Source organism: Brucella sp. IR068 (assembly GCF_049065885.1).
GTDB lineage: Bacteria > Pseudomonadota > Alphaproteobacteria > Rhizobiales > Rhizobiaceae > Brucella > Brucella intermedia.
The window spans coordinates 338,792-365,422 of sequence record NZ_JBAKHE010000005.1 but is presented as its reverse complement, the minus strand read 5'-3'; the positions used below and the strand labels follow the sequence as shown (position 1 = coordinate 365,422).

Sequence of the window (26,631 nt, the reverse complement as noted above, 5' to 3'; positions counted from 1 at the left end):
TGTGGAGCCGAATTTCGGATTCTAACGCAAACTAGGACATTTACGCACCAAGCCCCGCAAAAACGTACAGTTGCTGCGGCCGACAAGCATTATCGGCCAAGGTTTTTCTCGACTTGGACGCAATGGCGGGATATGCCCCATCAGACCTTTAATATTGACCTTTTGGCGGAGCCAAAATCATGACCGATACGCAGAACCTTACCCGTCCCCAGCCCAAGGCAGGCCTGCTCGACATCGCAGCCTACGTACCCGGCAAGGAACATGTGGAAGGCGTCGCCAAGGTCTATAAGCTCTCATCCAACGAAACGCCGATCGGTCCGAGCCCGCATGCCGTGGAAGCCTATCGACGCGCAGGCGAAAAACTGGAGCTTTATCCCGACGGGCAGGCGCTGGCTCTGCGGCAGGCGATTGCCGAAACGCAGGCGCTCAATTTAGCGAATATCATGTGCGGCAACGGCTCAGACGAACTGCTTGGCCTGCTCTGCCAGACCTATCTTGCTCCGGGCGATGAAACCATCATCACCGAACACGGATTTGCGGTTTACAAGATCCAGACCCTGGGTGCGGGTGCAACGCCGGTCACCGTCAAGGAGAAGAACGAGCGGATCGATGTGGACGCCATTCTGGCTGGCCTGTCGCCGCGCACGAAGATCGTCTTCATCGCCAATCCGGGCAATCCGACCGGGACCTATCTTCCTTTCGAGGAAGTCCGTCGCCTTCATGCCGGACTGCCCAAGCATGTGCTTCTTGTTCTCGATGCGGCCTATGCCGAATATGTGCGCCGCAACGACTACGAAGCAGGCCTTGAACTCGTTTCTTCCAACGAGAATGTCGTCATGACGCGCACCTTCTCGAAAATCCATGGGCTGCCGGGCCTGCGTATCGGCTGGATGTATGCGCCCCTGCACGTCATCGATGCCGTCAATCGCATTCGTGGACCGTTCAACATGAATTCGGCCGCCATTGCAGCAGGCGCTGCCGCTATCCGGGACCGCGCCCATGTCGACAAGTCGATCGCCTACAATGAGAAATGGCTTGGCTGGCTGACCGAGGAGTTCACAAAGCTCGGACTTCGGGTAACACCTTCGGTCACGAATTTCCTGCTGATCCACTTTCCCGAAGATGCTGCGCATTCGGCGGACAAAGCTGACGAATGGCTTTCCAGACGCGGTTATATCCTGCGTCGCGTCGGCGGTTACGGCTTTCCGAATGCATTGCGCATTACGGTTGGACCGGAAGAAGCCAATCGCGGCGTCGTCGCCGCCCTGACCGAATTTTTGAAGTAAACCAATGTCCACGGTCCATTTCAACAAGATCGCCCTGGTCGGCATCGGCCTTATCGGTTCATCGCTCGCGCGCGTCATTCGACGCGAGAAGCTTGCCGATCACATCGCCATCGCCACGCGCAGCAGCGAAACGCTGAAGCGCGCCGAGGAACTGGGGCTCGGCGACAGCTACGCCACGGATAGCGCTGAGGCCGTCAAGGATGCCGATCTCGTCATCGTGTCTGTGCCGGTCGGCTCGTCAGGCACCGTCGCGCGCCAGATCGCTGCAAATCTCAAACCCGGTGCCATCGTGACCGACGTTGGCTCCACCAAGGCGTCCGTAATTGCCCAGATGCAGCCGGAATTGCCCGACACCGTGCACTTCATTCCCGGCCACCCGCTGGCGGGAACCGAATATTCCGGGCCGGACGCGGGCTTTGCAGAACTCTTCACCAATCGCTGGTGCATTCTGACGCCCCTGCCCGATACGGATGAAGCGGCGCTGGAAAAGCTGAGCGATTTCTGGAGCGCGTGCGGCTCGCGCCTTGATCGCATGGACCCGCAGCACCACGATCTGGTGCTGGCCATCGTCTCGCATCTGCCGCATATCATTGCTTACAATATCGTCGGCACAGCCAGCGATCTGGAACAGGTGACGAAATCGGAAGTCATCAAATATTCCGCTTCCGGTTTCCGCGATTTCACGCGTCTGGCCGCCTCCGACCCGACAATGTGGCGCGACGTGTGCCTGCATAACAAGGACGCGATCCTCGAAATGCTCGGGCGTTTTTCGGAAGACCTTGCCTCGCTGCAACGTTCGATCCGCTGGGGCGACGGTGAAGCACTGTTCGATCTTTTCACACGCACACGCGCCGTGCGTCGCGGCATCATTGATGCCGGACAGGAAGTTGATGCGCCGGACTTTGGCCGTCAGGCTGCGACGCGCGCATAGGGCAGCACAACTGCCCTACTCCCTTACTGCCTTATTCCCCTGCTCCCCTAAAGAGCGGGCAACCGCCCAAGTGGAATGAAGCCGGCGCTGACCTTGCCCTTGCGAACGGCAATTTCCATCACGGGATTGCCGTTTTCGTCTTTCGGCATGGCCGAGAGAGCAAACAGCACAGTGGCTATATTGCCCCCCTGCTCGGGAAACACCGTCTGCCCCGCCTGTGCCAGCGATTGCGGGTTGACCAGCGTCAGCTTCACATCCGCATTGATCAGCCCGTCCGCATCGATGGAAAACGGTCCCGCAACGGAAACCATGGCTCCATTGGGCATGGACAGGAAAGCCTGATTGACAGTGCCGGAATGCCCGCGCAGCCGTTGATGAAACGGTGCGTCGCTCCTCGCCAGCAGGGTTGCGGCATCGGACACATCAATATCTGCCACGCCGTCGACTTCAGGGCTGGTGGCATTGCCTATGGCCGCCTTGGCGAGCTTCAATCCGGCAAAGCGGCCATTGAGCTTCAGGGCGCCATCCGCTTCGCTCATGCGGAAATCCATCTGCTCGAGCGTGCTGAGCGGTTCTGTCGTCGTGGTTTCCGTGCGCAGACCAACCGCGACTTCGCGCGCGGCCAGTTCGATTTCGGTCGGGAAAGGACGCGCCAGCCGGGTGTTGGAGTTGAATTTGCTCCAGTTCACTTCCAGCGGCGCCAGCCCCGGAAATTCGATGAAGGCGGGGCCCGTCAGGTCATTCGACAGGGAACGCGGTGCATAGACAGGAGAGCCGGAAGTAAACCGCCCGGCGCGGAACGACATGCCTTCGGAGGGGCGCTGCCATGAAATACTGTCGCAGATGACATTGACGCGCAGCGGATAGCCGCCCATGCGCAGGTCTTCGCATTTCACGCCGACACCCTGAGCGGCAAGCCTGGCCATGTCAGCCTTGGCTCGTGCTTCAAGCTTGTTTGCGATATAGAACCAGCCCGCCGTATAGCCAGCAACCAGGACAACAAGAATGACGAGGAGCGTTATAGGACGCTTTCTGGCTTTCGGTGCGTTCATTCCAGTATGCGCCATTTCAAAAGCCTTATTTATCAGTCAGTTGTTCGAGGAGCCCGCGCCGGATTCGGACCAGATCCGAAATCTCGTCAACATTGTGCTCCTCTCGACTGGTGGCCATATTATGGCAGGATTGTGCCTTGTGAAGGGAAGAGGAAGAAAAATCGAGGGATATCCGATGATTACTGGTGGAAATCGACACGCGTCAGAGTGCGTTTCAATCTGATTGAATGAGGGTGGCGCTCTTCCTATCTGTTTTGACGCGCATCTTTTCCGAAAATCATTTCACACTTTTCGGGATGCGCTCTAATCATTAGAGCTTGAATCAAAAGCGGCAGGCGATTTGCAGACCGGCCTGGCGCCTTTTGGAACAAGCTCTCATAGGCACCCCCAATGGCCACGGCTCTCGATGACAGGCAAATGAACGATTTCTGGGTTTTCGGCTATGGATCGCTGATGTGGCGACCCGGCTTTGCGCATGTGGAAACGGTCCGCGCACGTCTTTATGGCTACAGGCGCAGCCTTTGCATCTATTCGCATGTCCACCGCGGAACACCGGACCATCCCGGCCTGGTGCTGGGATTGGATGCCGGCGGCTCGTGCCTCGGTATCGCCTTTCGCGTGCCCGGCGACATGACCGGCGAAGTGATGACCTATCTGCGCGAACGTGAAATGTCGAACCACGTTTATCACGAGAAGCATCTCCGTCTGCGTCTCGCCGACGGTCGCAGTGTCGATGCGGTCACCTATGTAGCGGACCGCCATCACGTCCAATATGCCGGTTCTCTTTCAGCCGAGAACGCGGCGGCAATCGTCGCGTCCGCCCGGGGCGATTCAGGTGCCAATGTGGATTATGTCGCCAATACGCTCAAGCATCTGCGCAATATGCGCGTGCGCGACCACTGGCTGGAACACGTCAACGATCTAATCCACCGCAATATCGACCAGAATTCGACGATTTAAGCAGTTGCGAGCAGGCACAACGCTCCTCAAAAATTCCGGCGCTCAGGTTCTCAGCCCTTGTTCTTGACCGACGCAACCGCTACATCTCCGCCAATTGCCAAGGAGGCCCCCATGATCGCATTGTTCCGCACCATTGATCTGGCGCTTGATATCTATACCTATATCATTATTGCGAGCGCCATTTTCTCATGGCTCTATGCGTTCAATGTCGTCAACTCCGGCAACCGGTTCGTGGCGTCGATCGGGGAGTTTCTCTATAAGGTAACGGAACCCGTCTTGCGGCCGATCCGCAATCTTCTGCCCAATCTGGGCGGCATCGATATTTCACCGATCATCCTGCTGCTGATCATCTTCTTCATCCGCCAGTTCATGTGGACGACGCTGCTGCCGCTTTTCCTTTAAAAAGGCCTCTCCAAAAGTGGGGGTCGGAAGCTGGTACGAACGAACGATCAGTACATATACAAAAGCGCCCGGACATTGCCGGGCGCTTTTGCTTAGACGGGTCGAGAAACTGGCGCTTACTTGTTCTTGGCGCGTTCGATAGCTTCGACGATGAACTTGCGTGCGTAATCTTCGTCACCCCAGTCACCGATCTTCACCCACTTGCCGGGTTCCAGATCCTTGTAGTGTTCGAAGAAGTGCGCGATCTGCTTCAGAGTGATCTCCGGCATATCGGTATAGTCGTGGATCTTCTCATAGCGGCGCGTCAGGTGCGGCGACGGCACGGCGATGATCTTCTCATCCTTGCCGGAATTGTCTTCCATGACCAGAACGCCGATCGGGCGAACATTGATCACGCAGCCGGGAACCAGCGGGCGGGTGTTGCAGACGAGAACGTCGATCGGATCGCCATCTTCCGAAAGCGTATGCGGCACGAAGCCGTAATTGCCCGGATAGGTCATTGGCGTGTAGAGGAAGCGGTCGACGATGAGGGCGCCGGCCTTCTTGTCCATCTCGTACTTGATCGGCTGGCCGCCGACAGGCACTTCAATGATGACGTTGACGTCTTCAGGAGGATTGGAGCCGATGGAGATGGCATCAATATTCATGATGTGTCCTTTCGTGTCGGGCTCTGATAACGGGTTTCAAGGTTGCACGCAAGAAAAACGAAAGTTCTAGAAAACGCGGCGAATTGTCGTTCTCGCAACGCAATTGAACGTGATCAGGCCGTTAACATGGTGTGAAGGTTAAACGCCGAGCTCGTTCAGTCGTTGAACGGCGGTCGGCGGCATCGGGGGAGGATTTGGATCGCGGCTGGCGGCGAGCAGAAATTCGTCGCAGGCGGTTTCCGTCGTTTCGATCAACCTCTTGAGGAATTCCTCTTTCGGCAAACCCGGCGGAATGGGCGGCAGGATACGGGCCCGAACGGTTCCGGGATAACGCAGGAACTTGCGGCGTGGCCAGTAGAGGCCCGCATTATGCGCAATCGGAACAACCGGAATATTGAGCGCCTCATAGAGATGAACGATGCCGTATTTGTATTGCGGCGGAGCGCCCGGCGCACGGCGCGTTCCCTCGGGATAAATGAGGATCTGGCGGCCGTCCGCAATCGCCTTTTCCGCGCCCTTGGTGATGGAGTGCAGCGCCTTGACGCGGGAGCCCCGGTCAACCGGAATCATCTGCATCTTGGCGATATACCAGCCGAAAAGCGGAATACGCATCAGTTCCCGCTTCAGAATCAGCACGGGATCGTCAAGATAGGGCAGGAAAGCATAAGTATCCCAGGCAGATTGATGCTTCGGCGCGCAGATATAGGCGCCTTCGGGAATGTTCTCCAATCCCTCGACGACACAGTCCGTACCGACGATATGCTTTTGAAGCCAGAGATTGACCCGTGCCCACAGCTTCGGCACGATCCAGGCCTTCTTGCGGGGCAACAGGAAATAAAAGGGCGTATAGACGATCATCTGAACAAGTGTGCAGATATAAAACGCCGCATTGAACAGGATTGAGCGCAGGTAGAGAAGCATCAGTCGGCGGAGACCCTGGGCTAAAGCATTTTCGTTTCCGGGTTCCGGCAAACGATCACGCGCGAATTCTGGACTTTCTTCAGAAAGTGACGGCACCGATATATCAGGAAGATCGGCCATTTCCATCAGGAAATCGTATTCCGTGGGCGAGATCAGTTTGCCGCCGTCGCGCTTTGCTGGGGCTGCGTTCCAAACAACTCGCTTGCACCCACACGCACTACGGCGCCCAGATACTTCACATATTCGATGAACAGCACGCGCAACGTGTCGCCTTCGGCAACCCAGCTGTGTTCGCGACGTTCCCCGTTCACCACCGGATAGGGAATGAATTCCACATCCTTCATGAGATAGGACATTTCCAGCGTGCTGCGCGGAATATGATAATTATTGGTGACCAGGATCACCCGGCGATAATTGTTTGTGCGAATCCAGCGTTCACTTTCCGCGGCATTGCCGATGGTGTTGAGCGCCGACCGGTCGAGATCGACGCAGCAGTCGAACAGGCTCTGGTCGGCATGTGTCGCGCGCTGCAGCACCTTTTCGTTGGTCGATGGATGAACGCCGCTGATCAGAAGCCGCTTTCCGCGCTTGTCTTTCAGAAGATTGACCGCAGCCTGGATTCTGGACTGGCCACCGGTCAGGACGATGATCGCATCGGCAGGCTCATCGATGGCGGGAGGCTGCATGCTGGTGACCTTTTCACCGAACGCAAAGAAGCCGACGAGAAACGCCAGAAGAATGACAAACAGAACGATGGAAACCGGCTGAAAACGTCTGAACATGCGCATCATGACAGACCATAGGAAATTACCGGATGCAAGTGCAAAGGATTGGAGGGAAACGTCGTTCCGGCGGCGGCGCCAGACCACATTGCCTCTAGAGAGCCTGTTTGCCGTCTGCCTCTGTGCCACTGCATCGTCACTCGACCGGTGCCCGCCCGATAGCGCTTGCGGGATTCGCGTACCATCTCTCCTTCCATCATAGCCAGCATTGCGGCGAGAAGTCGGAGAAACGGATGAAAATCTCGTCCTGAAAGCGCCCGTGGCGGAAAAGGTCTTCATTCGGAGCGCACTCCCGGACCGTCCATGGTTGCAAGCTGGCGGATCACCGTCAGGCGGCTGGTCAGCATGGTCAGGAAACTGACCAGAATGATGATGACGGCAGCACCGATATAGCCGCTGCGCCCGATAGCGAAATTGCCGAACAAGGCAGCCGCCTGATCACCTTCAGGCGTTGCCATATGGCTCGACGCCCACCAGGAAAAGACCAGAAATACCAGCATCGCGGCCGCACCGCCGCACAGCGCACCCTTCAAGGCGGTGCGGAAGAAATGCCATTCAAATTCGCGCGCCACGAATTTCGATTCCGCACCGATGAAATGCAGCACTTCGATAATGTGGCCGTTGCCCGACATTGCGCCGCGCGTGGCGAAGATCACGGTCAGGACCGTCGCCGCGATCACGAGCGAGAGAACACCGGTCCCGACGAACACCGTCGTATGCGCCATGGAGACAAGCCTGTCGACCCAGGTGCGATGGTCGTCGAAGGTTGCAGCCGGAATGGCGCGCGTAATTTCAGCGCGCATGGTTTCAAAGTCAGGCGGTGCATTTTCATCGATGGTAACGACGACAAGGCGCGGCACAGGCAGTTCATCGATGTTGAGACCACTGCCGAGCCATGGTTCGAGCAGCCGTGCAGTCGCATCCTTATCGATAATGCTCGTGCCTTTGACGCCGGCAAAACCGCGTGCGATCTCGCTCGCCTGGGTCAGCGCCTTCTCCATGTCCTGTCCGTCGACAGGCCGTATCTGGATCGTAGCTTCGCGTGCGATCTGGCTCTGCCAGGCTGCAGCCGAAGCGCGAACGAGCGTCACACCGCCCATCGTCAGACATGCCAGAAAGGTCATGATGGCGATCACAATGACAAGTGCGGTGCCGGTAACGCTGCCATCGGGAACGATGGGACTTGGCCCATGCCGCTTCCGGCGCTTGCCGATACGCACAAGCAGCATGTCCTTGAGGTCTTCAAGACGGACCCGGACATCATCCAGCTTGCGTTGCAAGGCGTTCTTTGCATCAATCATAGATGTCGAGCCGCCCATGTTCGAGGATCATGCGCCGCGCATCGACCTGATCCATCAGGGAAAGGTCGTGGGTCGCTATAATGACAGCGGTACCCGAACGGTTCAGCTCGGTAAAAAGGCGCAGGAGACGCTTTGCAAGCGGCGGATCGACATTGCCGGTCGGTTCGTCCGCCAGAAGCAGTTCCGGCTGGTCGATCAGGGCCCGGGCAATTGCGGCGCGTTGCTTCTCGCCGCCTGAAAGGACCGGCGGAAGGACATTCATGCGATCGCCCAGCCCAACCCAGTGCAGAAGCTCCTCCACCTCATGTCGGTAGGTCGCCTCTTCCTTCCCGCGCACGCGCAGCGGAAGCGCCACATTCTCATAGGTCGTCATGTGGTCGAGCAGACGAAAATCCTGAAACACGATACCGATGCGGCGGCGCAAAAGCGGAACTTCCGCGTGATTGAGCCGCGCAACATCCTTGCCGAAAATATTGATAAGGCCGCGCGTCGGCTTCAGCGCCATGAAGAGAAGGCGCATGAGCGATGTTTTTCCCGCCCCGGAAGGGCCGGTCAGGAACTGGAACGAACGCGGCGGAATATGGAAACTGACATCGCGCAGGATTTCAGGACCCATTCCATATCGCAGGCCGACATTCTCGAAACGTATCACCGGGTTGTTTCTCTTCAATTGTCCGCGCGCTGAAGGACGCACGGATGACATCGATATCGGATCGACCTTTATCCTCTATGGTTAATGTTGCGTTAATTCAGCCCGAACGAGCCTTAAAAAATGCGTGACCGTTGCATCGGCCATGAAGCATTAACCATTATGAGCCAGTGTATGACACCGGTCGAAGGGGCGAAAACGCAAAGGAAGATGTCGTCATGATGGCGAAACGACCATCAACAGCGCAGACGTCGCGTACGCCTTCGCGTGAAAGCCATCCCGCGGCGTGGTTTGCCGCCGGTCGCGGTCCCGTCGAGGATGCCGAATTCGAAACCATCGTCCCGGTTTCGCCTCGCCGAAAATTCCCCTTCCCCGTCATCGCACAAAAGCCGCCCGCTTCGCGGCAGTTCCTGTCGGAAACCCGTCCGGCCAGCGAATGGCCGGGGTTCGGATATTGGGTTCTCGTCGCTCTCTGCGCGACAACCGCTTTCTGGATTGCAGGCGGAGATACGCTGCTTGCCGACAAGCCCGCTTCCGGCGGACAATCGATGCTGCCGCTGGTTTCGGCACTTCAGCTGACCGATCTCAAAACCAATATGCGTGAGAACCACGATGTTCTCAGCGTCGGGGGCCGCATTCAGAACACCACATCGGAAGAACGCCCTGCTCCCCCGCTGATCGTCATGATTACCTATAGCGACGGCAGCAAACGCGAACGCCGTCTGGCTTCGGGAGAAACGATGCTGAAACCGGGCGAATCTATCGACTTCGAGACGATGCTGCCAGCCCTGCGCGGCACCATCGAAAAAGTCGACGTTCGGCTGGCGGACCGGGCTTAGCAGGCGCGGCCCATACAACCCCGATCTGACTTGTTTGCTACTGCCAGCAGCCGAGATTGCGGCCCTTGAGATTGTGCGAGTCGATCTCGACCACAAGGCGCGGATCTTCACGCAGGAGGACCAATGTCGTGCGCTGTTTGAGATCGATCTTCTGCCAGCCTGCACATTCAGTCGGCATGGGGGTACTGTCGATTTTCACTTTTTCCGTCCATGCCGTCGCCGTGCAGCCGGACAGGACCGCAACGATCGGAACGACTTTGGCCGCCCCTGAAACGAGCCTTTGCGCTTTCGTCCCACGATGAGTGTTCAAGGCTGACAACTCCAATCTGCCCCGCGAAACCACCCGCCAATCGCTTCTGCGCTGGAGAGCGTCGCCCGTTCGACCTCAATGCTTATAACGTGCCGCGCCACCGTTCCGCAATATAGCTGAACTGGGTTGACGGCTTTAAAAAAGTTCGGCTGAGCGCGGTTGAATGTCCGCAGAAACCCGGTTTAGAACAGATATAAAAGCAAATTCGAATATAAGAAGAATAGCCTTCCTGTTTACTGGAACGACAGGACAAATCCACAGGAAACAAACGCCGAAGTTCAAGTTAAACATTATTGTTGAAAGAAAAAGGGGATTATATGCTTCTTGCTAAATGATTCGCATGCAGCAGTTTCACTACACCAACCCTGGGGATTTCCATGCTGAACAAATTATCGGCTGAATTTTTCGGCACATTCTGGCTCGTTTTCGGAGGCTGCGGCAGCGCAGTCCTCGCTGCGGCCTTTCCTGAACTGGGCATTGGCTTTCTCGGCGTAGCCTTCGCCTTCGGTCTGACGGTGCTTACCATGGCCTATGCCGTTGGCGGCATTTCCGGCGGCCATTTCAATCCCGCCGTCTCGTTGGGACTCATGGTGGCGGGCCGTCTCCCGGCCAAAGACCTTATCCCTTACTGGGTTGCGCAGGTTCTGGGCGCCATCGCGGCTGCGGCCGTACTCTTCCTGATCGCTTCCGGCAAGGACGGTTTCACCGCCGGAGGATTTGCTTCGAACGGTTATGCCGAGCTTTCGCCCGGCGGCTACAGCATGATGGCAGCACTGCTTATCGAAATCGTTCTGACTGCCTTCTTCCTCATCATCATTCTGGGTTCCACTTCGTCGCTGGCACCGGCTGGCTTTGCTCCGATTGCCATCGGCCTGGGCTTGACCCTGATTCACCTGATTTCGATCCCAGTCACCAATACATCCGTCAACCCGGCTCGTTCGACGGGTGTGGCTCTGTTTGCCGAAACGGCAGCACTCGGTCAGCTTTGGCTGTTCTGGGTTGCACCGCTCATCGGCGCTGCCATTGGCGCGATCATCTGGAAGGGCCTGCTCGGCAAGGATTGATCCGAAACGACAACCCTCAACAACAAGGAAAGGCCGGTTCAAACCGGCCTTTTCTGCTTTCAGGCCGCACCGCAATTTTCCAGTTCCTGCCTTACAAAATAGTTCACAAAAGTGGTTCCGATCATGGGAAGGATGCTGTAAGTAACGTCTATCTTCTTGTTGTCCCGCATTGTCCAACACAAGATCGCTTCGCACTTTTGCTGGAAATGCTTCAGATGTTATGAGCAATGTCCCCCACAACCGACGCTTCTTCTGCTGATCGTTACGCAGCGTTCCGGCATTCTGCCTTCAAAAAATATTGGGGCGCCCGTTTCCTGAGCGCTTTTGCGGTCCAGATCGTAAGTGTGTCTGTGGGTTGGCAGATCTATGATCTGACCCGCGACGCCTTCAATCTGGGCATGGTCGGGCTGGTGCAGTTTCTGCCGTCGCTGCTGCTCGTTCTGGTGACCGGCGCCGCCGCCGACCGTTTCGGCAGACGCTTCATCATGGGTCTTTCGCTCATCCTGGAAAGCATCGTGACGGCATTGCTGCTCGGTCTGACGCTCGCAGGTCTGTTTGAGCCCCTTACCGTCTTTGCGGCACTGACACTTTTTGGCGTGGCGCGTGCGTTTCTCGGACCATCCTCAGCTTCGCTCGTGGTCAACCTCGTGCCGACGGAGGATTTCGCCAACGCCGTTTCATGGAACTCCTCCGCATGGCAGGTGGCTACCATTGTCGGTCCGGTCGCAGGCGGCCTGCTTTACGGCATTTCGCCGGTGGCGGCCTACTCCGTCGCAACTGTCTTTCTGCTCATCGGTTCGGTCCTGATCTTCTCCATCCCCAAGCCAAAGCAGCACACGCTCGCCGAACAACGGTCGCTGACGAGCATGCTGGCCGGGTTCCGCTACATCTGGAAGGAAAAGATTGTCCTCGGCGCGATTTCCCTTGATCTCTTCGCCGTTCTTCTCGGCGGGACAGTGGCACTGCTGCCGATTTATGCGCGCGATATCCTCGATCTCGGGCCGTGGGGGCTTGGATTGCTGCGCTCCGCTCCCGGCATTGGCGCTGTTCTGACCGCCATCTGGCTGGCCGGACACCCGATCCGCGATCATGCTGGCCGCGTGATGTTCGTCTTTGTCGGCCTCTTCGGCTTCTTCAATATTATTTTCGGCGTTTCTACACTGACATGGCTGTCGGTCGTTGCCCTTGCGCTTGCGGGCGCCGCTGACATGATCAGCGTCTATATCCGGGAAACGCTGATGCAGTTGTGGACGCCCGATCACGTGCGCGGCCGCGTCAATGCGGTCAATATGGTCTTCGTAGGCGCATCGAACGAACTGGGTGAATTCCGCGCTGGTCTGATGGCTGCGGCCATCGGCGCCGTTCCCGCCGTTGTCATCGGCGGACTGGGATCGATCGCCGTTGCCATCGCCTGGGCTGCGATGTTCCCGCAACTGCGTAAGGCCCGGCACCTGCAAGGCCGGACCTGATCATTTGAAATGCCGGGAGTTAGGAGGCGGAGGTGCTCCGGTTCGCCTTGTCCATGCGATCCTCTATGGCATTCCGGTCATCTTGCCGGATGCCGACCAGTTCGGCCACCCGCCACATCACGTCTGCCTCGACTTCGCTCACCTTGCCGTCGGCATAAACCATTTCCCACATCAGGCCGATCAGGTCGAGGCGAGCCTGATAGTCGAGCTGCCGCTTGAGGACAGACGTGAAATCCGACAGATCGATTGCTTCCTGATCGGCTTTTTCGGCTGCACGGATCAGCCGCTTCAGACTGTCGCCCTTCAGACCATATTTCAGCGACAACATTGAAGAGAGCTTCTTGCGCTCGCTTTCACGCGTTTCACCGTCAGCATCCATGATGTGATAAAGCAGGGCAGCGGCAGCCAGTCGCGGGTCGTCATTGGAAAATTTTTCATTCCGGTCACGAAAACCGCTGGCCGGAAGTTCTTTTAGAAAATCCAGAAGACGATCGAACATTCAACCTCGCTGCCACATTCAGAGTTTGCCGACCGTATCGGCGGCGTTGGCATATTTCATCAGCAAGATTGAAGGTAACGGGCTGGATACGCCGCGCAAGGCGCTAAGCGGCCTATACAACCGTTTAGCGTCCAAGAGTTGCGCTGCGTTGTTTTTCGGCAACGATCAGCGGGGCAGAATCAGAATAGCCGCAATCCGCTCTGCGCCTTTTGAGCAGTTTGGCCTTCATCGACGCCCGGATCATCCACCACGATATGCGCGTGATGCTGCCCATCCTCTGAATCACTTGCGCCGGTAACATCAACAGGCACAGGCGGCTTCATCTCGTCGAGCTTGGGCACCGGAGGCACGGAGGGCCCCTTGACTGGCTCGGCTGCTGGCACGATGACCACAGCCTCCTCAACATCGCGAACGATCGGCTTGTTTTCGGCACGCACTGCAGCTGCCGTGACCCCGGCTTTTTCCCCCGGCTCTGCCAGAACGATCTGATTGACCGGTTTGTTTTCCACCGGTCCCTTGATTTCGGGTTTCTCCGCCTCGATAACCGGGGCCAGTTCCACCACAGGAACCTTCCACTCGAAACTGTTCAGCCGTCCGCTAACAGGCGATACCGGCGACCATTGTTCGGAAACATAGCCATCGGCGGTCCAGGCAGGATCGCGCGGTGCCTTGACGGCGCGCGCCAGCCATTCACGAACCTTGCCCTGATCGCCGGTTTCAGCTTCTTCGATGTCAGCAAGCAGCAGATAGGCGCTTTCGCGCGGCGACGCACGCAGAACCTGCTCGGCATTGTCGCGGGCAGACCGATAATCGCCAGCCTCGTAAGCCGCACGCGCCAGGGCGAGACTGCCCTCGGCATTGTTGGAGCGCAACGATACGAGATGCTTGGCACGCTTCAGGCGATCCTGTGCCGTATCACCGGATCGGGCATAGACATAGGTTGAGGCAATGTCAGGATGCGGAAAGCGTTTCCAGGCCGCTTCCAGAATTTTTGAACCTTTCCGGATATCACCATCGGAAAATAGCGCACGCGCAGCAACCACGGCGGCGGGAACCAGATCGGGTGCGAGCTTGTTCGCCTCCAGCGCAAGCGTCCGCGCCTGCGCATGATCGACATCGACGACCGCCATTGCCTTGGCTGTCAAAAGCGCGGCGCGCTCTTTCTTCACCACGTCCTTGCCGTGGCTGAGCGCCTGCTTGCGTGCATCGACAAGCTTCAGTGCGGCATCCCAGTCGCCCTCGGCACAAAGCTGGCCTATCACGGCCGACGAAGCCCATTCGAGTTGCGGGGCCTGGGCGGCGGCTTCGGCGGCATAATGGCGGGCGGCATCGCGAGCGCCCACGCGCTGGGCTTCGATATAAAGTCCACGCAAGCCGAGCAGCCGGGTCTCGGGATCGTCCACCATCGCCTCGAAACCCTTGCGGGCATCTTCCGTGCGCCCTTCGAGCATGGCCGTCTGTGCTTCCAGAAGCTTTATCAGCGGCTCCTGATCGGAACTCAACAACTGGCCTGCCTGCTTCGTCATGCGGCGCGCGGCTTCGGCATCGCCTGCACCGGCTGCGATCAGTCCGGTGGAAAGCGATTGATAGCCCCGGTCTCGCTTGCGTGCACGAAAATGACGGCGCAGCGTGTAAGGGGACTGTATGATGCTCTTGACCAGCCACCACAGGATGAGGATTGCCGCGACGATGGCAACGATCCCCGCAACGGCGGTAATCAGCGGCACATTGTAGTGGTTGCCCGCGAAAGTGACATCGAGTTCGCCCGGACGGTCCGCAAGCCAGGCAAAGCCGAAGCCAAGGGCAGCAACGATGACGAGATAGAACAGGACCCGCAGCATCGGCTCGTCTCCTATTGGCCGGAAGAGGCCGGAGCCCCGCCGGTTTCATCTGCGGACGCCTTGGGTTTCAAGCTGTCGGCAACAAGTCGCTGCACAAGCGCATCGGCATCACGCCGCGCCCGCATCTGATCGGCAAATTCCTGCGAAGTCACCTTGGCATCGGCAGGCAACTGTTCCCACTCGGTGAGCGCGCGCTCCAGATCGCCAGCCTGAAGGGCAGCTTCCATACGGGCGGTGATCGGGCCGACGCCGGTGCCGCTGACATTGCCAGCAACAGGGCGCACGCTGACCAATCCTCTGGCGCTGGCGACAAGCTGGTCCCAAATCCCGGCGTCTGGAGGCAGCTTGTTCTCTGTTGCAACAATCCGGTTTGCGACGGCACCGAACCACGCATTCAGGTCTGCAACAGTCGGGACGCCCTTGTCGGCGTGGGCGCGCAACTGTTCGATGGAGGCTTCATCCGGTGCAATCGACGCATAAGTGTCGAGTTCCGCCTTGAACGAACCGCCGCGATCGATCGCCATTTTCAACGCGTTGGCTGCTATCAGCACCGTCGCATCCGGCTGCCGGGAAGCCTGAGTGACCTTTTCCTGCAAGGAGGTCAGTTTCGATTCGAGCGATGAAATCGTGCCGGTATTTCCCGTAACTCCGGCTGTCGCCTCATCGGCCCTGTTTTGCGCGGCTGAAAGCTTGGTTTCCAGCGCGTCGAGTCGCTCTGTCAGAGCAGACGTATCGGCTGCGGCCTGCTGGCCAGTTTCCTTCGGCAATGCCGCCATTTGCTGCTGGAGATCGGCAAAGGAACCTGCAACTGCCTCCGCCTTGATTTCGGCTGCCTGCACGTTCTTTTCCAGAGCTGCAAGCTGCGCGCGGCTTGCATCGTCGAGTGGCGCCGGTGCCGGATTGCTCCGCAGATCGGCGATCTGCTGTTCCATATGCGCCAGCTGTTCCGCCGTCACTTTCGCCCCCGGAGACGGGATAACATTGCCCCATTGCAGGGCCAGCAGACCGCCAAGCCCGATCACGCCGCCCGCAATACCGGCAAGGAGATGCGACGCCCCCGCGCCGTTCTTTTGTGCAGGCTGCGGGATTTCTGGTTTCACACCTGACGTAAAGGGCGGTTTCGCATATGCCACACTTTCAGGCTTTTCCGTCTTCACGGTCTTTTCGGCGGTTGACGATTCCGCCTTGGGTGGGACGGGCTTTGCAGCTTCCGGCTTCGGGCTCTCGGATTTTGAAAAATTTCCCACCGGCTCCGCGTCTGGCGTTGCCTTCGCTGGTTCGTCAACCCGCTTCACATCCGAGGGATCGAGATTGATCGTCACGGGATTACGGGCCGATTTGGAATGTCGCGGAGTGCCGGGTTTCGCCATGGATCCTCTCGAAAGTGCCGATTGGTTGACTCAAACTCTAGCAGATAAAATCGCCAGATGAAGGAAGGTTGCGCCAAAATGAGTCAAAGTTTGGCAAACAGCCGGAAAAGTCCTTCTTCATCGGGATGGTCCGCAACAAGCGCATTTGCCCGCCAGACCGGCGGCAATCGGCCAGCTACACGGGCCGAAATGCACAGGAATCGTGTTTTCTCGTCAAAAGGCGGTTCGATTTCGCGCATCGCAGCCACGAGGCTCGTCGCTGCAACACCGGAATAGAGCATGACTGCGGCAAAAGGCGTGTCGCCCAGCGCATTTCGAAGTGCCACGCTCGTATAAGCGATCGCCTCGGTGTCGTAGACATCGACGGCATGCATATCAAGTTTCGCAGCCTTCATTTCGTCTTCAAAAACCGGCTGGCGCACCCTTCCGGCGAGATAAAGGATACGGGCCTGTTCGGGAAGTTCGCGCTGCATGGTCGCCGCAAGCCGAACCGCATCGCCGCCGCCGTCGATAACGTGGCCGAAACCGGCCTTCCGTGCGGCCTGTGCCGTTCCCTGCCCCACGGCAAAGAGCGGCAAGCCAAGAAACGGCTTCAGCCGTTCCATATCCAGATGGCGAAAGGCATTGGCGCTCGTCACTGTCAAAGCCGCAAATGAGCCTTCGGGGAAAGCGAAGGAAAGCGCAATGGTCCGGCTCAGCGGAAGCAGAACCGGTTCATAGCCCCCAGACACCAGTCTTGCGGCGGTCTCAGAGCCAGCTGGCTGTGGCCGCGTCACCAGAACACGGCCGAGCGAAATGGCGTGCGCCCGCCCCGTCAAGTCTACTCCCAGCCTTCAAAGAATTGCGGACCCGCCTTGGCGCGTATCCGCTCTGCTGCTTCCCTACCCAGTGCGGCGGCATTCGATACCGGACCCTCAGCCCTTATTTCATGCGCCTCAGACCCGTCCGGCTTCAGGATCATGCCGTGGAATGAAACCCTATCGCCGTCCACGGTTGCGAGACCCGCTATTGGCGTGCGGCAGGAACCGTCAAGGGCAGCCAGAAACGCCCGTTCACAGGCAAGGGCTATACCTGTTTCGCGATGTGCGAGAGGCGCCAGCAGCGCATCGATGCGTGTATCCCCGATACGAGTCTCGATCCCGATGGCGCCCTGTCCCGGTGCGGGCGGAAAGCTTTCCGGATCGACCAACTCGGTAATGACATCACCAAGGCCCAGACGCCGCAACCCCGCGCAGGCGAGAAATGTCCCGTCGACTTCGCCAGCTTCCAGCTTGCGCAGACGGGTATCGACATTGCCGCGAAAGATCACCACTTGTATGTCGGGTCGAAGGCGACGGATCAGGGCCTGACGACGCAATGATGACGATCCGACCGTCGCTCCTTGCGGCAGGTCGAGAAGCCGAGAGGCCGTGCGGCCGATAAAAGCATCGCGCGGATCTTCGCGCTCAAGGAAAACGGAAAGATGAAGACCGTCCGGCAGGACCGTCGGCATATCCTTGGTCGAATGGACGGCGAGATCGATTCGCCCGTCCGTCAGCGCCTGCTCGATTTCTTCGGTGAAAAGCCCCTTGCCGCCGATTTCGGAAAGCGCGCGATCCTGAATGCGGTCGCCCGCCGTCGACATGGGAACGATTTCTATGGCTTCTTCCGGAAGACCATGTGCCTCCATCAGGCGGCGACGCGTCTCGTAAGCCTGGGCGAGAGCAAGCTTGCTGCCCCGCGTGCCTATCTTCAACGTGCCATTCTTCAAGGATGCTGTTTGCATATTGCGTCGTCCATGGTACCGGATTTTTCAATGAATTATGAGACAGGCAGGGTCTAACCGCAAATGCGCATTCTTGGAATAGAAACAAGTTGCGACGAAACAGCCGCCGCAATCGTCGAACGCGGCGATCGGGGCGAAGGACGGATTCTGTCCAACGTGGTTTTGAGCCAGATCGCCGAGCACGAGCCCTATGGCGGCGTGGTGCCGGAGATTGCCGCCCGCGCTCACGTGGAAGCGCTGGACAGGCTGGTGGAACGGGCGCTGGACGATGCTGGCATGAAGCTTACCGATGTCGATGCAGTGGCAGCCACGGCAGGACCGGGACTGATCGGGGGACTGATCGTCGGACTGATGACCGCCAAGGCGCTGGCCATGGCTGCGCAGAAGCCGTTTTATGCCGTCAACCATCTGGAAGGTCACGCCCTGACGGCGCGTCTCACCGATGGTCTGGCTTTTCCCTATCTGCTGCTGCTCGTCTCCGGCGGTCATACGCAGATGGTTCTGGTACGCGGCATTGGCGATTACGAACGCCTTGGCACCACGATTGATGACGCACTAGGCGAAGCCTTCGACAAGACAGCCAAACTTCTGGGCCTACCCTATCCCGGCGGCCCGGCAGTTGAACGCATGGCGCTTCAGGGCGATCCGAAGCGATTCGCCCTGCCACGACCGTTGAAAGGCGAAGCACGGCTCGATTTTTCCTTTTCGGGCCTCAAGACTGCCGTGCGTCAGACGGCGACCGAGCTGGTGCCGTTGTCGGATCAGGACGTGGCCGATATTTGCGCCTCTTTTCAGGCTGCAGTTGCCGACACGCTGTCCGATCGGGTGGGCCGATCGCTGGAACGTTTCAGAAATGAATTTCCCGATTGTGAAACACCGGCGCTCGTCGTCGCTGGCGGGGTTGCAGCCAACAAGACGTTGCGAGCCGCGCTGGAAAGTCTTTGTGCCCGGCATGGTTTCAGCTTCATCGCTCCGCCGCTCGATCTGTGCACGGACAATGCCGCGATGATCGCCTGGGCTGGTGCCGAGCGGGCAACAACCGGAGCGCCTGATAGGCTTGATCTCGCGCCGCGCTCACGCTGGCCGCTTGATGAGAAATCAGCTCCGCTGATCGGCACCGGACGACGCGGAGCTAAGGCATGAGCGGTCGGGGCATGAGCGGAAAAACCAGCAAGATTGCCATTCTGGGCGGCGGCGCCTGGGGCACGGCCCTTGCGGCCATGGCAAGCAGCAGCGGCCACGACACATGGCTTTATGCCCGCGACGACGAGACGGTCGAGGCCATCAACCGGACACAGCGCAATCCGCGCTATCTGGGCGAAATCGCGCTTCCCGTCGCTATTCAAGCAAGCACGGATGTTGCCGCGGTCGTAGATGGTGCGGATGCCGTTCTGGCGGTCATTCCTGCCCAGGCCATGCGTACCGGGCTTTCGCAATTGAGCAGCCTCATTCCGCAAACAGCGCCCGTCGTGCTTTGCGCCAAGGGGATAGAACGCGCCACCGGGCGGCTGATGTCGGAAGTGGTGGCCGAGGTTCTGCCGAACCACCGGATTGCCGCACTCTCCGGTCCAAGCTTTGCGACGGATGTTGCTCGAGGCCTGCCGACTGCCGTGACGGTTGCCTGCGAGGATGCGGCAACCGCCGATCAGCTCGCAGCGCTTCTATCCGGCCCGGCTTTCCGTTGCTATTCGACGACCGACCTTAAAGGCGTCGAAATCGGCGGCGCATTGAAAAACGTCCTTGCCATTGCCGCCGGTGCCGCCGTCGGGCGCGGGTTTGGCGCAAGCGCGCAGGCCGCACTCGTCACGCGGGGTTTCGCGGAACTGCGCCGCATCGGACAGGCCATGGGGGCTAAGCCTGAAACGATCATGGGCCTTTCCGGCCTTGGCGATCTGATGCTGACCTGTTCCTCGTCGCAGTCGCGCAACTATTCCTACGGACTGGCATTTGGACGCGGAGAAGACCTCACCAATCGCCCGCTCGCCGAAGGCGTGGCCACCGCGCCGATTGCCGCCGAATTATGCCGCAAACACGCCATCTCCGCCCCCATCATCGATGCGACGGGCGCACTGCTGGACGGCACCATCACCATTGACGAAGCCGTGACGGCTCTGCTCAACCGACCACTCAAGACCGAGGACTAAACAACTAGAGCATTTCCTTTTTTGATTGAATCATTGGAAATGCTCTATCTATTTGTTTTATCGCATGTCTTTGACCCGAAACCGGTTCCCACTTTCGGGAGACATGCTCTAGGGCGCATCCCGAAAAGTGTGAAACGGTTTTCGGACAAGACCATGCTCCAACGGAAAGGACGATTGACAATGCTTTTTGCTCTTCTGTGCAACGACAAGCCGGACCATCTGCAAGTGCGCCTCGATACGCGCCCGGCCCATCTCGATTATCTCAAGGCTCTTGGTGACGGGTTGAAGTTCGCAGGCCCCTTCCTTGGGGAAGACGGCAAACCGAACGGCAGTCTGGTCGTTGTGGAAGCTGCCGACCAAGCCGCAGCGGAAAAGATCGCCGCCAATGATCCCTATGCATTGGCAGGGCTGTTCGAGAACGTGACCGTGCGCCCGTGGAACTGGGCAATCAACAATCCGGCCAACGCTTGAGGCTCATGACTGATGGCTTACTGGCTGTTCAAATCCGAACCCTTCAAATGGTCATGGGAAATGCAGAAAGCCCGTGGCGAAAAAGGCGAGCAATGGGATGGTGTGCGCAATTATCTCGCGCGCAACAACATGCGCGCCATGAAACTGGGCGACAAGGGCTTCTTCTATCATTCCAATGAAGGGCTGGAAGTCGTCGGGATCGTCGAGGTCTGTGCGCTGGCGCATCACGACAGCACAACGGACGATCCGCGCTGGGAATGCGTGGATATCAGGGCTGTCCGCGACATGCCGAAGCCGGTAACGCTGAAAGATGTGAAGGCCAATCCGAAGCTTGAGAAAATGGCGCTCGTCACCTCGATGCGCCTTTCGGTGCAACCGGTGACGGAAGATGAATGGATCGAAGTCTGCCGCATGGGCGGACTGGACCGAAAGGACGCTCTGGCATGAGCGTCTCATCTTCCAATCGGAACCCGCTTTGGAAAAGCATGTTCTGATGCTCGATCCGGCACATAGAACCGCGCGCGATTTCATTCTGGCCAATACCAGTCTGCAAGCGCCACCGCATGTGCCGGAAATTCGCCTGCATCTCGCCGACGAAGCCCATGACCTCTGGCACAAGACGGAGGAAGAGCTTGCCACAATCGGCCTGCCGCCGCCCTTCTGGGCTTTCGCCTGGGCGGGCGGTCAGGGTGTGGCGCGCTATATCCTCGATCATCCCGAAACAGTCAAAGGCAAGACCGTTCTCGATTTCGCGTCGGGTTCCGGCCTTGTCGCCATCGCTGCCATGCAGGCGGACGCTGCAAGCGTGCTGGCATCCGATATCGATCCCTTCGCGCTTCCCGCCATTGAGATCAATGCATCGGCCAATGGCGTGACGGTTTCCCCCACTCTGGATGACCTCATCGGCCAGGACGGCGGCTGGGATGTGGTTCTGGCAGGCGATGTCTTTTATGAAAAGCCGCTCGCCGAGCGGCTTATTCCCTGGTTTTCGAAGCTTAGCCAACGCGGCGCCCGCATCATCGTGGGTGATCCGGGCCGCGCCTATCTGCCCAAGGAAAAGCTGCAACAGCTTGCCGTCTATACCGTGCCTGTCACCCGCGCCCTTGAAGATGCGGAGGTCAAGCGCACGACCGTCTGGAGCTTTAGTTAAGCGAAACGCTTCGCGCCCGCCACGCAGACCACCACCACAGCTGCCGTCGCCACCATCCCCATGCTGACGGGTTCACCAGCAATACCGGCAGCCAGCATAAGCCCAAAGAAGGGCTGGAGAAGCTGCAACTGGCCGACACTGGCGGCTCCGCCCTGTGCGAGACCGCGATACCAGAAGAAAAAGCCGATCAGCATCGAGAACAGCGAGACATAGCCTAGGCTTATCCAGGCTGGCGTGCCGATGCCGACCCATGTCTCCGGACGCGTCATGACGCTCAGCGGCAGCATGACCGGCAGCGAGAACACCAGCGCCCAGCAGATCACCTGCCAGCCGCCGAGCCTGCGCGAAAGCTGCGCGCCTTCCGCATAGCCCAGCCCGCAGACGATAACGGCAGCGAGCATCAGCACGTCACCCAGAAGGGTAGACTGGCTCCCCTGCCCATAGGCATAGGACGCGACGATGAGGCTCCCGACCACGGAAAACAGCCAGAACATCGGACGCGGACGCTCCCCTCCGCGCAGGACAGCGAAGATTGCGGTAGCGAGCGGCAGCAATCCGATAAAGACAATCGCATGGGCGGAGGTCATGTGCTGGAGTGCCAACCCCGTGAGAAGCGGAAAGCCGACAACCACGCCGAGCGCCACCACGACCAGCGAAATCACGTCGTTGCGGCGGGGAAAAGGTTCCCGAAAGGCCAGCAGAAGCGCCAGTCCCAGCGCACCGGCAATGGATGCGCGCGCCATTGTCAGGAAGGTTGGATCGATATCGATAACGGCCAGTCGCGTTGCCGGCAGCGACCCGGAGAAAATCAATACACCCAGAAATCCGTTGATCCATCCCGCAGTTTTACTCCCAACATTTTTACGCATTGTGTCTTTTCGGCTTTCTCTAAAATCGTATAAGGATTCGCGAGACAATGCCGTGAAACTGCCGGATTAATCAGGGACAGTTTCCGGACAATTCTGACAAACTGTACTGGTACAAGGGATAGTACAGATGATTTCGACGGGCCTGCTGCGCAGCCTCGAAGCTGTAGAAGCCGCTTATGCAAGCGGCGAAATCGAGCGCGGCAAGGAGAACGCCGCCGTCGACAAAATCCCGCTCGTCGAAAGGGTGATGGGCATTATTCGCGGACGCATTACCGCGATGAGCCTCGCACCCGGCGCCAGACTGCCTTCCATCCGTCGCCTCGCCGAAACCATGAACGTGTCGAAATCCACCGTCGTCGAAGCTTATGACCGGCTGGTGGCGGAAGGGATCATCCAGTCGCGGCGCGGTGCCGGATTCTATGTTTCGGAGCGCGCGCGCCAGCCGTTTTCGCTCGCCGCCCATACACCGCACAAGGAACGCCAGATCGATCCGTTCTGGGTCATGCGCCAATCGCTGGAGGCAAACGAAGCCACCCTGAAGCCGGGATGTGGCTGGCTGCCCGATGCGTGGCTTCCGCAGGATGCGATTCGGCGCGCGATGCGCATGGTCGCCCGGGATGAAACAAGCAATCTCGCGACCTACGGCGAACCGCTGGGCTTCCGGCCCATGCGCCAGCATCTGGCCCACCGGCTCGGTGAACAGGGGATCGACGTTTCGAGTGGAGAAATATTGCTGGCCGATTCCGGCACGCAGGCGCTCGATCTCATCTGCCGCTACCTTCTGCAGCCGGGAGATACGGTTCTGGTCGATGATCCCTGTTATTTCAACTTCCAGGCCGCGCTCCTGACGCATCGGGTCAAGATCGTCGGCGTCCCCTATACCCCTACCGGTCCCGACCTCGAAGCCTTTGCGAGCGCTGCGAACGAACATGCGCCAAAACTCTATATATCCAATGCAGGGCTGCATAATCCCACCGGCGGCTCAATGACACCGGCCACGGCGCACCGGCTGCTGAAGCTCGCCGAAGCGCACGGCATCACGCTGGTCGAAGACAATATCTTTGGTGACTTTCACCCTTCGCCCGCGCCGCTGCTCGCCGAGCTCGACGGGTTCGATCGCGTCCTGCATATCGGCAGCTTCTCCAAGACGCTGTCGGCGGCCGCCCGCGTCGGCTATATCGCCGGGCGTCGCGACTGGATCGACGGGCTCACCGACCTGAAGCTCGCAACAAGCTTCGGCGGCAATGCATTGTCACCGCAGATCGTGCATGCACTTCTGACCGACGGCACCTATCGCCGCCATGTCGACAGCCTGCGCGCCAAGCTGGCCGACACCATGACGCTGACGGCCAGCCGCCTGAAAGCCGAGGGCCTCACGCTCTGGACCGAGCCGCAGGGCGGCATGTTCCTTTGGGCAAAATTGCCGGATGGGCTGGACTCTGGACAGGTTGCCCGGCATGCTCTGGAAAAAGGCGTGCTTCTGGCACCCGGCAACGTCTTCAGTCCCTCGCGCACGGCTGGCGCCTTCCTTCGCTTCAACGTCGCGCAGTCGCTGGAACCATACGTCTTTGCGGTGCTCCGCGACGCAATGCGGGACGCCCGCAGCAAAGCCGACGGCTGAAAACACCCTCGGCATTAGCGCTCTCGCATCGAAAACAATTTCAACCAAAAGAAGCACAGTCATCCGGACGGCTCCGGTTATACTCCTGCGACATGTCTTTGGAGGAGACATCGCGCATTGCATCGTCGATCTGGCGTCGAATGACATGATGCCATGACGATACAGCGCAGGGAGAACGGAGAGAGCAGGCTGGCGATGCGTTCGCGCCTGCTGGGAGGGAGTATCATTGAATACGCACCAGTCCGGGGCGGATACGCTTTCGCGTCCCGAAGATGAAAAACTATCTGTCACGGCCAATCTGGCTTACGGTTTCCAGCATGTGCTGACCATGTATGGAGGCATCGTGGCGGTTCCGCTGATCATCGGACAGGCGGCAGGCCTCAGCCCGGCCGAAATCGGTCTGCTGATCACTGCGTCGCTTTTTGCCGGCGGCGTTGCAACCGTCCTGCAAACCATCGGCATCCCCTTCTTCGGCTGCCAGTTGCCTCTGGTTCAGGGGGTCTCCTTTTCGGGCGTCGCAACGATGGTCGCCATCGTCACTTCGAGCCAGACCGGCGAGGCAGGCTTGCAGGTCGTGCTGGGCGCCGTCATCGCGGCAGCGGTGATCGGCCTTATCATCACGCCGATATTCTCGCGGATAACGCGTTTCTTTCCGCCGCTCGTCACCGGCATCGTCATCACCACCATCGGTCTGACGCTGATGCCGGTAGCAGCACGGTGGGCCATGGGCGGCGACAGCAACAGTCCCGAATTCGGCAGCATGGCCAATATCGGCCTTGCAGGCCTTACGCTGGTTATCGTTCTCATTCTCAGCAAGATGGGCAATGCCACGATTTCCCGGCTTTCGATCCTGCTCGCCATGGTCATCGGAACCTTTATCGCCTGGGCGCTCGGCATGACGGACCTTTCCCGGGTGGGCGAAGGCTCGATGATGGCGCTGCCTGAAATCTTTCATTTCGGAATGCCGGTATTCAGCCTTGCGGCAACGCTCTCGATGTTCATCGTGATCATGGTTACGCTGGTCGAGACTTCTGCGGACATTCTGGCCGTCGGTGAAATCATCGGCACGAAAGTGGATTCACGGCGTCTGGCCAACGGCCTGCGTGCGGATATGCTGTCCAGCATCCTATCGCCCGTCGTGGGCTCGTTTACCCAAAGCGCTTTTGCGCAGAATGTCGGCCTTGTCGCGGTAACGGGTGTGAAAAGCCGCTATGTCGTGGCAACCGGCGGGCTGATTCTCATCACGCTCGGTCTCTTGCCGGTAATGGGCCGGGTGATTGCCTGCGTTCCTCCGGCTGTTCTGGGCGGGGCGGGCATCGTCCTGTTCGGCACGGTGGCTGCAAGCGGCATCCGCACGCTTGCCAAGGTGGACTACGAGAACAATATCAATCTCATCATCGTGGCAACCTCCATCGGGTTCGGCATGATCCCGATTGCCGCGCCGCAGTTCTATCACCACTTCCCGACCTGGTTTGAAACCATCTTCCATTCCGGCATCAGTTCGGCGGCGTTGATGGCTATTGCGCTTAACCTGATGTTCAATGAGATCAAGCTCGGCAACAGCAACCAGATGTCGGTCTTTGCGGAAGGTACGGAACGCATCATCCGCCATCACAACATCGCAGAGCTGCATGACGGGGATTATTTCCTGAACGGCAAGCTTTACGATGCCAATGGCAACGAGGTCAAAGTCGCCGCCATACACTGAAACAACTATCTCAGGACGCGGATCACGGTCCGGTCCGTCAGATGAGGCAGGAGGCGCGCCATGTCGGCGCGCCTCAATGCTATGCAGCCTTCGGTGGGTGTATAGCCGGGGCGCGCCAGATGAAAGAAGATCGCACTGCCGCATCCGCGGCGGCGCGGCGCGATGTTCCAATCCATGACGATGCAGACATCGTAGAGATCGTCTCGTCGCCACATATCCTCATGACTTGCGGCATAAGGCAGCCTGACAGGCCGGTTGTAGTTGGCATCGGAGGGCGCATCGCACCAGCCGTCGAGACGGCGAACGCGACCAAGCGGCAGCCGTGAGGAGGGCAGCAAACCCTTGTCGCCGCGACGGTATCCATAGAGCAGCCGCATCGTCGCCAGAGGCGTCGCACCATCACCTTCACGCTTGAAAGCGCTGATTCCCCCCTTGCCAAGAGCACATTCCAGCACCAGATTGCCCGCAACAAGCAAGCCGCGAGTCTTGTGGCCCGGTTTGGCCCGCACATCAATGACGCCAATTCCCCGGCTGATTTCGTATCTGGCCAAGCCCCCGCCTCCGTGACATGCATGTTTTA

28 protein-coding genes are annotated in these 26,631 nt (G+C 58.8%); 14 read left to right on the top strand and 14 right to left on the bottom strand.

Features of this window, described 5'->3' with window-relative positions:
• Positions 1-179 precede the first annotated feature (179 nt).
• A complete protein-coding gene (gene hisC, locus ACOWVS_RS11470) occupies positions 180-1,286 on the top strand; it encodes a histidinol-phosphate transaminase (protein ID WP_006467927.1) in 1,107 nt (368 codons plus the stop codon).
• Positions 1,287-1,290: 4 nt separating this feature from the next.
• The gene (locus ACOWVS_RS11465; RefSeq protein ID WP_006467928.1) at positions 1,291-2,217 is read left to right on the top strand and encodes a prephenate/arogenate dehydrogenase family protein; all 927 of its coding nucleotides are present in this window, start codon (positions 1,291-1,293) and stop codon (positions 2,215-2,217) included.
• Between the two features lie 47 nt (positions 2,218-2,264).
• Here the strand turns inward: ACOWVS_RS11465 and ACOWVS_RS11460 are convergent, their stop codons facing one another.
• Positions 2,265-3,284 carry a DUF2125 domain-containing protein gene (locus ACOWVS_RS11460; protein WP_063619735.1) on the bottom strand — a complete coding sequence of 340 codons (1,020 nt, stop codon included), beginning with the start codon at positions 3,282-3,284 and terminating at the stop codon, positions 2,265-2,267.
• A 375-nt stretch (positions 3,285-3,659) separates the two neighbouring features.
• Between ACOWVS_RS11460 and ACOWVS_RS11455 the strand changes: the two genes are divergently transcribed.
• Both ACOWVS_RS11455 and ACOWVS_RS11450 read left to right on the top strand, forming a co-directional pair.
• Positions 3,660-4,229, top strand: coding sequence for a gamma-glutamylcyclotransferase (locus ACOWVS_RS11455; RefSeq protein WP_063619737.1), 570 nt, complete (start codon positions 3,660-3,662; stop codon positions 4,227-4,229).
• A 111-nt stretch (positions 4,230-4,340) separates the two neighbouring features.
• A complete protein-coding gene (locus tag ACOWVS_RS11450; RefSeq protein ID WP_006467933.1) occupies positions 4,341-4,631 on the top strand; it encodes a YggT family protein in 291 nt (96 codons plus the stop codon).
• A gap of 116 nt (positions 4,632-4,747) precedes the next feature.
• Here the strand turns inward: ACOWVS_RS11450 and ppa are convergent, their stop codons facing one another.
• The 5 genes from ppa to ftsE all read right to left on the bottom strand — a co-directional run bounded on the left by ppa (position 4,748) and on the right by ftsE (position 8,898).
• On the bottom strand, positions 4,748-5,278 hold the full coding sequence (gene ppa / locus ACOWVS_RS11445; protein ID WP_006467934.1) for an inorganic diphosphatase: 531 nt from the start codon (positions 5,276-5,278) through the stop codon (positions 4,748-4,750).
• A gap of 138 nt (positions 5,279-5,416) precedes the next feature.
• On the bottom strand, positions 5,417-6,199 hold the full coding sequence (locus ACOWVS_RS11440) for a lysophospholipid acyltransferase family protein (protein ID WP_021587444.1): 783 nt from the start codon (positions 6,197-6,199) through the stop codon (positions 5,417-5,419).
• Between the two features lie 152 nt (positions 6,200-6,351).
• Positions 6,352-7,260, bottom strand: a complete 909-nt coding sequence (locus ACOWVS_RS11435) for a YdcF family protein (protein ID WP_063619739.1) — start codon at positions 7,258-7,260, stop codon at positions 6,352-6,354.
• Positions 7,257-8,282: a cell division protein FtsX gene (locus ACOWVS_RS11430; protein WP_063619741.1), complete on the bottom strand. Its 1,026-nt coding sequence runs from the start codon at positions 8,280-8,282 to the stop codon at positions 7,257-7,259. Before ACOWVS_RS11430 ends, ACOWVS_RS11435 begins: the two co-directional genes overlap by 4 nt.
• Entirely contained in the window at positions 8,275-8,898 is a 624-nt protein-coding gene (ftsE, locus tag ACOWVS_RS11425; RefSeq protein WP_025092146.1) for a cell division ATP-binding protein FtsE, read from the bottom strand. Before ftsE ends, ACOWVS_RS11430 begins: the two co-directional genes overlap by 8 nt.
• A gap of 251 nt (positions 8,899-9,149) precedes the next feature.
• Here ftsE and ACOWVS_RS11420 point away from each other — a divergent pair, with 251 nt between their 5' ends.
• Positions 9,150-9,770: a hypothetical protein gene (locus ACOWVS_RS11420; protein WP_210272946.1), complete on the top strand. Its 621-nt coding sequence runs from the start codon at positions 9,150-9,152 to the stop codon at positions 9,768-9,770.
• Positions 9,771-9,807: 37 nt separating this feature from the next.
• On the opposite strand, the gene ACOWVS_RS11415 is transcribed toward ACOWVS_RS11420, so the two are convergent.
• Positions 9,808-10,080, bottom strand: a complete 273-nt coding sequence (locus ACOWVS_RS11415) for a hypothetical protein (RefSeq protein WP_021587450.1) — start codon at positions 10,078-10,080, stop codon at positions 9,808-9,810.
• A 377-nt stretch (positions 10,081-10,457) separates the two neighbouring features.
• Between ACOWVS_RS11415 and aqpZ the strand changes: the two genes are divergently transcribed.
• A complete protein-coding gene (gene aqpZ / locus ACOWVS_RS11410; RefSeq protein ID WP_021587451.1) occupies positions 10,458-11,144 on the top strand; it encodes an aquaporin Z in 687 nt (228 codons plus the stop codon).
• A 227-nt stretch (positions 11,145-11,371) separates the two neighbouring features.
• Entirely contained in the window at positions 11,372-12,613 is a 1,242-nt protein-coding gene (locus ACOWVS_RS11405) for an MFS transporter (protein WP_006467944.1), read from the top strand.
• A 19-nt stretch (positions 12,614-12,632) separates the two neighbouring features.
• Here the strand turns inward: ACOWVS_RS11405 and ACOWVS_RS11400 are convergent, their stop codons facing one another.
• From ACOWVS_RS11400 to hemC, 5 genes are all read right to left on the bottom strand, one after another.
• On the bottom strand, positions 12,633-13,112 hold the full coding sequence (locus ACOWVS_RS11400) for a TerB family tellurite resistance protein (RefSeq protein ID WP_063619745.1): 480 nt from the start codon (positions 13,110-13,112) through the stop codon (positions 12,633-12,635).
• Between the two features lie 179 nt (positions 13,113-13,291).
• Entirely contained in the window at positions 13,292-14,953 is a 1,662-nt protein-coding gene (locus ACOWVS_RS11395) for a heme biosynthesis protein HemY (RefSeq protein ID WP_063619746.1), read from the bottom strand.
• Positions 14,954-14,964: 11 nt separating this feature from the next.
• Positions 14,965-16,323: a COG4223 family protein gene (locus ACOWVS_RS11390; RefSeq protein WP_075041800.1), complete on the bottom strand. Its 1,359-nt coding sequence runs from the start codon at positions 16,321-16,323 to the stop codon at positions 14,965-14,967.
• Positions 16,324-16,406: 83 nt separating this feature from the next.
• Positions 16,407-17,141, bottom strand: a complete 735-nt coding sequence (locus ACOWVS_RS11385; RefSeq protein WP_063619748.1) for a uroporphyrinogen-III synthase — start codon at positions 17,139-17,141, stop codon at positions 16,407-16,409.
• Between the two features lie 2 nt (positions 17,142-17,143).
• Positions 17,144-18,088: a hydroxymethylbilane synthase gene (gene hemC, locus ACOWVS_RS11380; protein WP_063619749.1), complete on the bottom strand. Its 945-nt coding sequence runs from the start codon at positions 18,086-18,088 to the stop codon at positions 17,144-17,146.
• A 63-nt stretch (positions 18,089-18,151) separates the two neighbouring features.
• Here hemC and tsaD point away from each other — a divergent pair, with 63 nt between their 5' ends.
• The 5 genes from tsaD (at position 18,152) to ACOWVS_RS11355 (ending at position 21,853) form a co-directional block, all read left to right on the top strand.
• Complete coding sequence (gene tsaD, locus ACOWVS_RS11375; protein WP_063619750.1) at positions 18,152-19,231, top strand: tRNA (adenosine(37)-N6)-threonylcarbamoyltransferase complex transferase subunit TsaD; 1,080 nt, start codon at positions 18,152-18,154, stop codon at positions 19,229-19,231.
• Positions 19,232-19,242: 11 nt separating this feature from the next.
• Entirely contained in the window at positions 19,243-20,232 is a 990-nt protein-coding gene (locus ACOWVS_RS11370; protein ID WP_063620049.1) for an NAD(P)H-dependent glycerol-3-phosphate dehydrogenase, read from the top strand.
• A gap of 180 nt (positions 20,233-20,412) precedes the next feature.
• Positions 20,413-20,703, top strand: coding sequence for a YciI-like protein (locus ACOWVS_RS11365; protein WP_063619751.1), 291 nt, complete (start codon positions 20,413-20,415; stop codon positions 20,701-20,703).
• 12 nt (positions 20,704-20,715) lie between these two features.
• Positions 20,716-21,150: an EVE domain-containing protein gene (locus ACOWVS_RS11360; RefSeq protein ID WP_063619752.1), complete on the top strand. Its 435-nt coding sequence runs from the start codon at positions 20,716-20,718 to the stop codon at positions 21,148-21,150.
• Between the two features lie 46 nt (positions 21,151-21,196).
• Positions 21,197-21,853 carry a class I SAM-dependent methyltransferase gene (locus ACOWVS_RS11355; RefSeq protein WP_063619753.1) on the top strand — a complete coding sequence of 219 codons (657 nt, stop codon included), beginning with the start codon at positions 21,197-21,199 and terminating at the stop codon, positions 21,851-21,853.
• Here the strand turns inward: ACOWVS_RS11355 and ACOWVS_RS11350 are convergent.
• Positions 21,850-22,722, bottom strand: coding sequence for a DMT family transporter (locus tag ACOWVS_RS11350; protein WP_063619754.1), 873 nt, complete (start codon positions 22,720-22,722; stop codon positions 21,850-21,852). The genes ACOWVS_RS11355 and ACOWVS_RS11350 overlap by 4 nt on opposite strands.
• Positions 22,723-22,849: 127 nt before the next feature.
• On the opposite strand from ACOWVS_RS11350, the gene ACOWVS_RS11345 reads away from it, so the two are divergent.
• Together ACOWVS_RS11345 and ACOWVS_RS11340 are read left to right on the top strand one after the other, a co-directional pair.
• Positions 22,850-24,343, top strand: coding sequence for a PLP-dependent aminotransferase family protein (locus ACOWVS_RS11345; protein WP_063619755.1), 1,494 nt, complete (start codon positions 22,850-22,852; stop codon positions 24,341-24,343).
• Between the two features lie 226 nt (positions 24,344-24,569).
• On the top strand, positions 24,570-26,051 hold the full coding sequence (locus ACOWVS_RS11340; RefSeq protein WP_075041801.1) for a nucleobase:cation symporter-2 family protein: 1,482 nt from the start codon (positions 24,570-24,572) through the stop codon (positions 26,049-26,051).
• Positions 26,052-26,056: 5 nt separating this feature from the next.
• Here ACOWVS_RS11340 and ACOWVS_RS11335 read toward each other — a convergent pair whose 3' ends face one another.
• The gene (locus ACOWVS_RS11335) at positions 26,057-26,602 is read right to left on the bottom strand and encodes a L,D-transpeptidase family protein (protein ID WP_021587466.1); all 546 of its coding nucleotides are present in this window, start codon (positions 26,600-26,602) and stop codon (positions 26,057-26,059) included.
• Between the last annotated feature and the right edge of the window lie 29 nt (positions 26,603-26,631).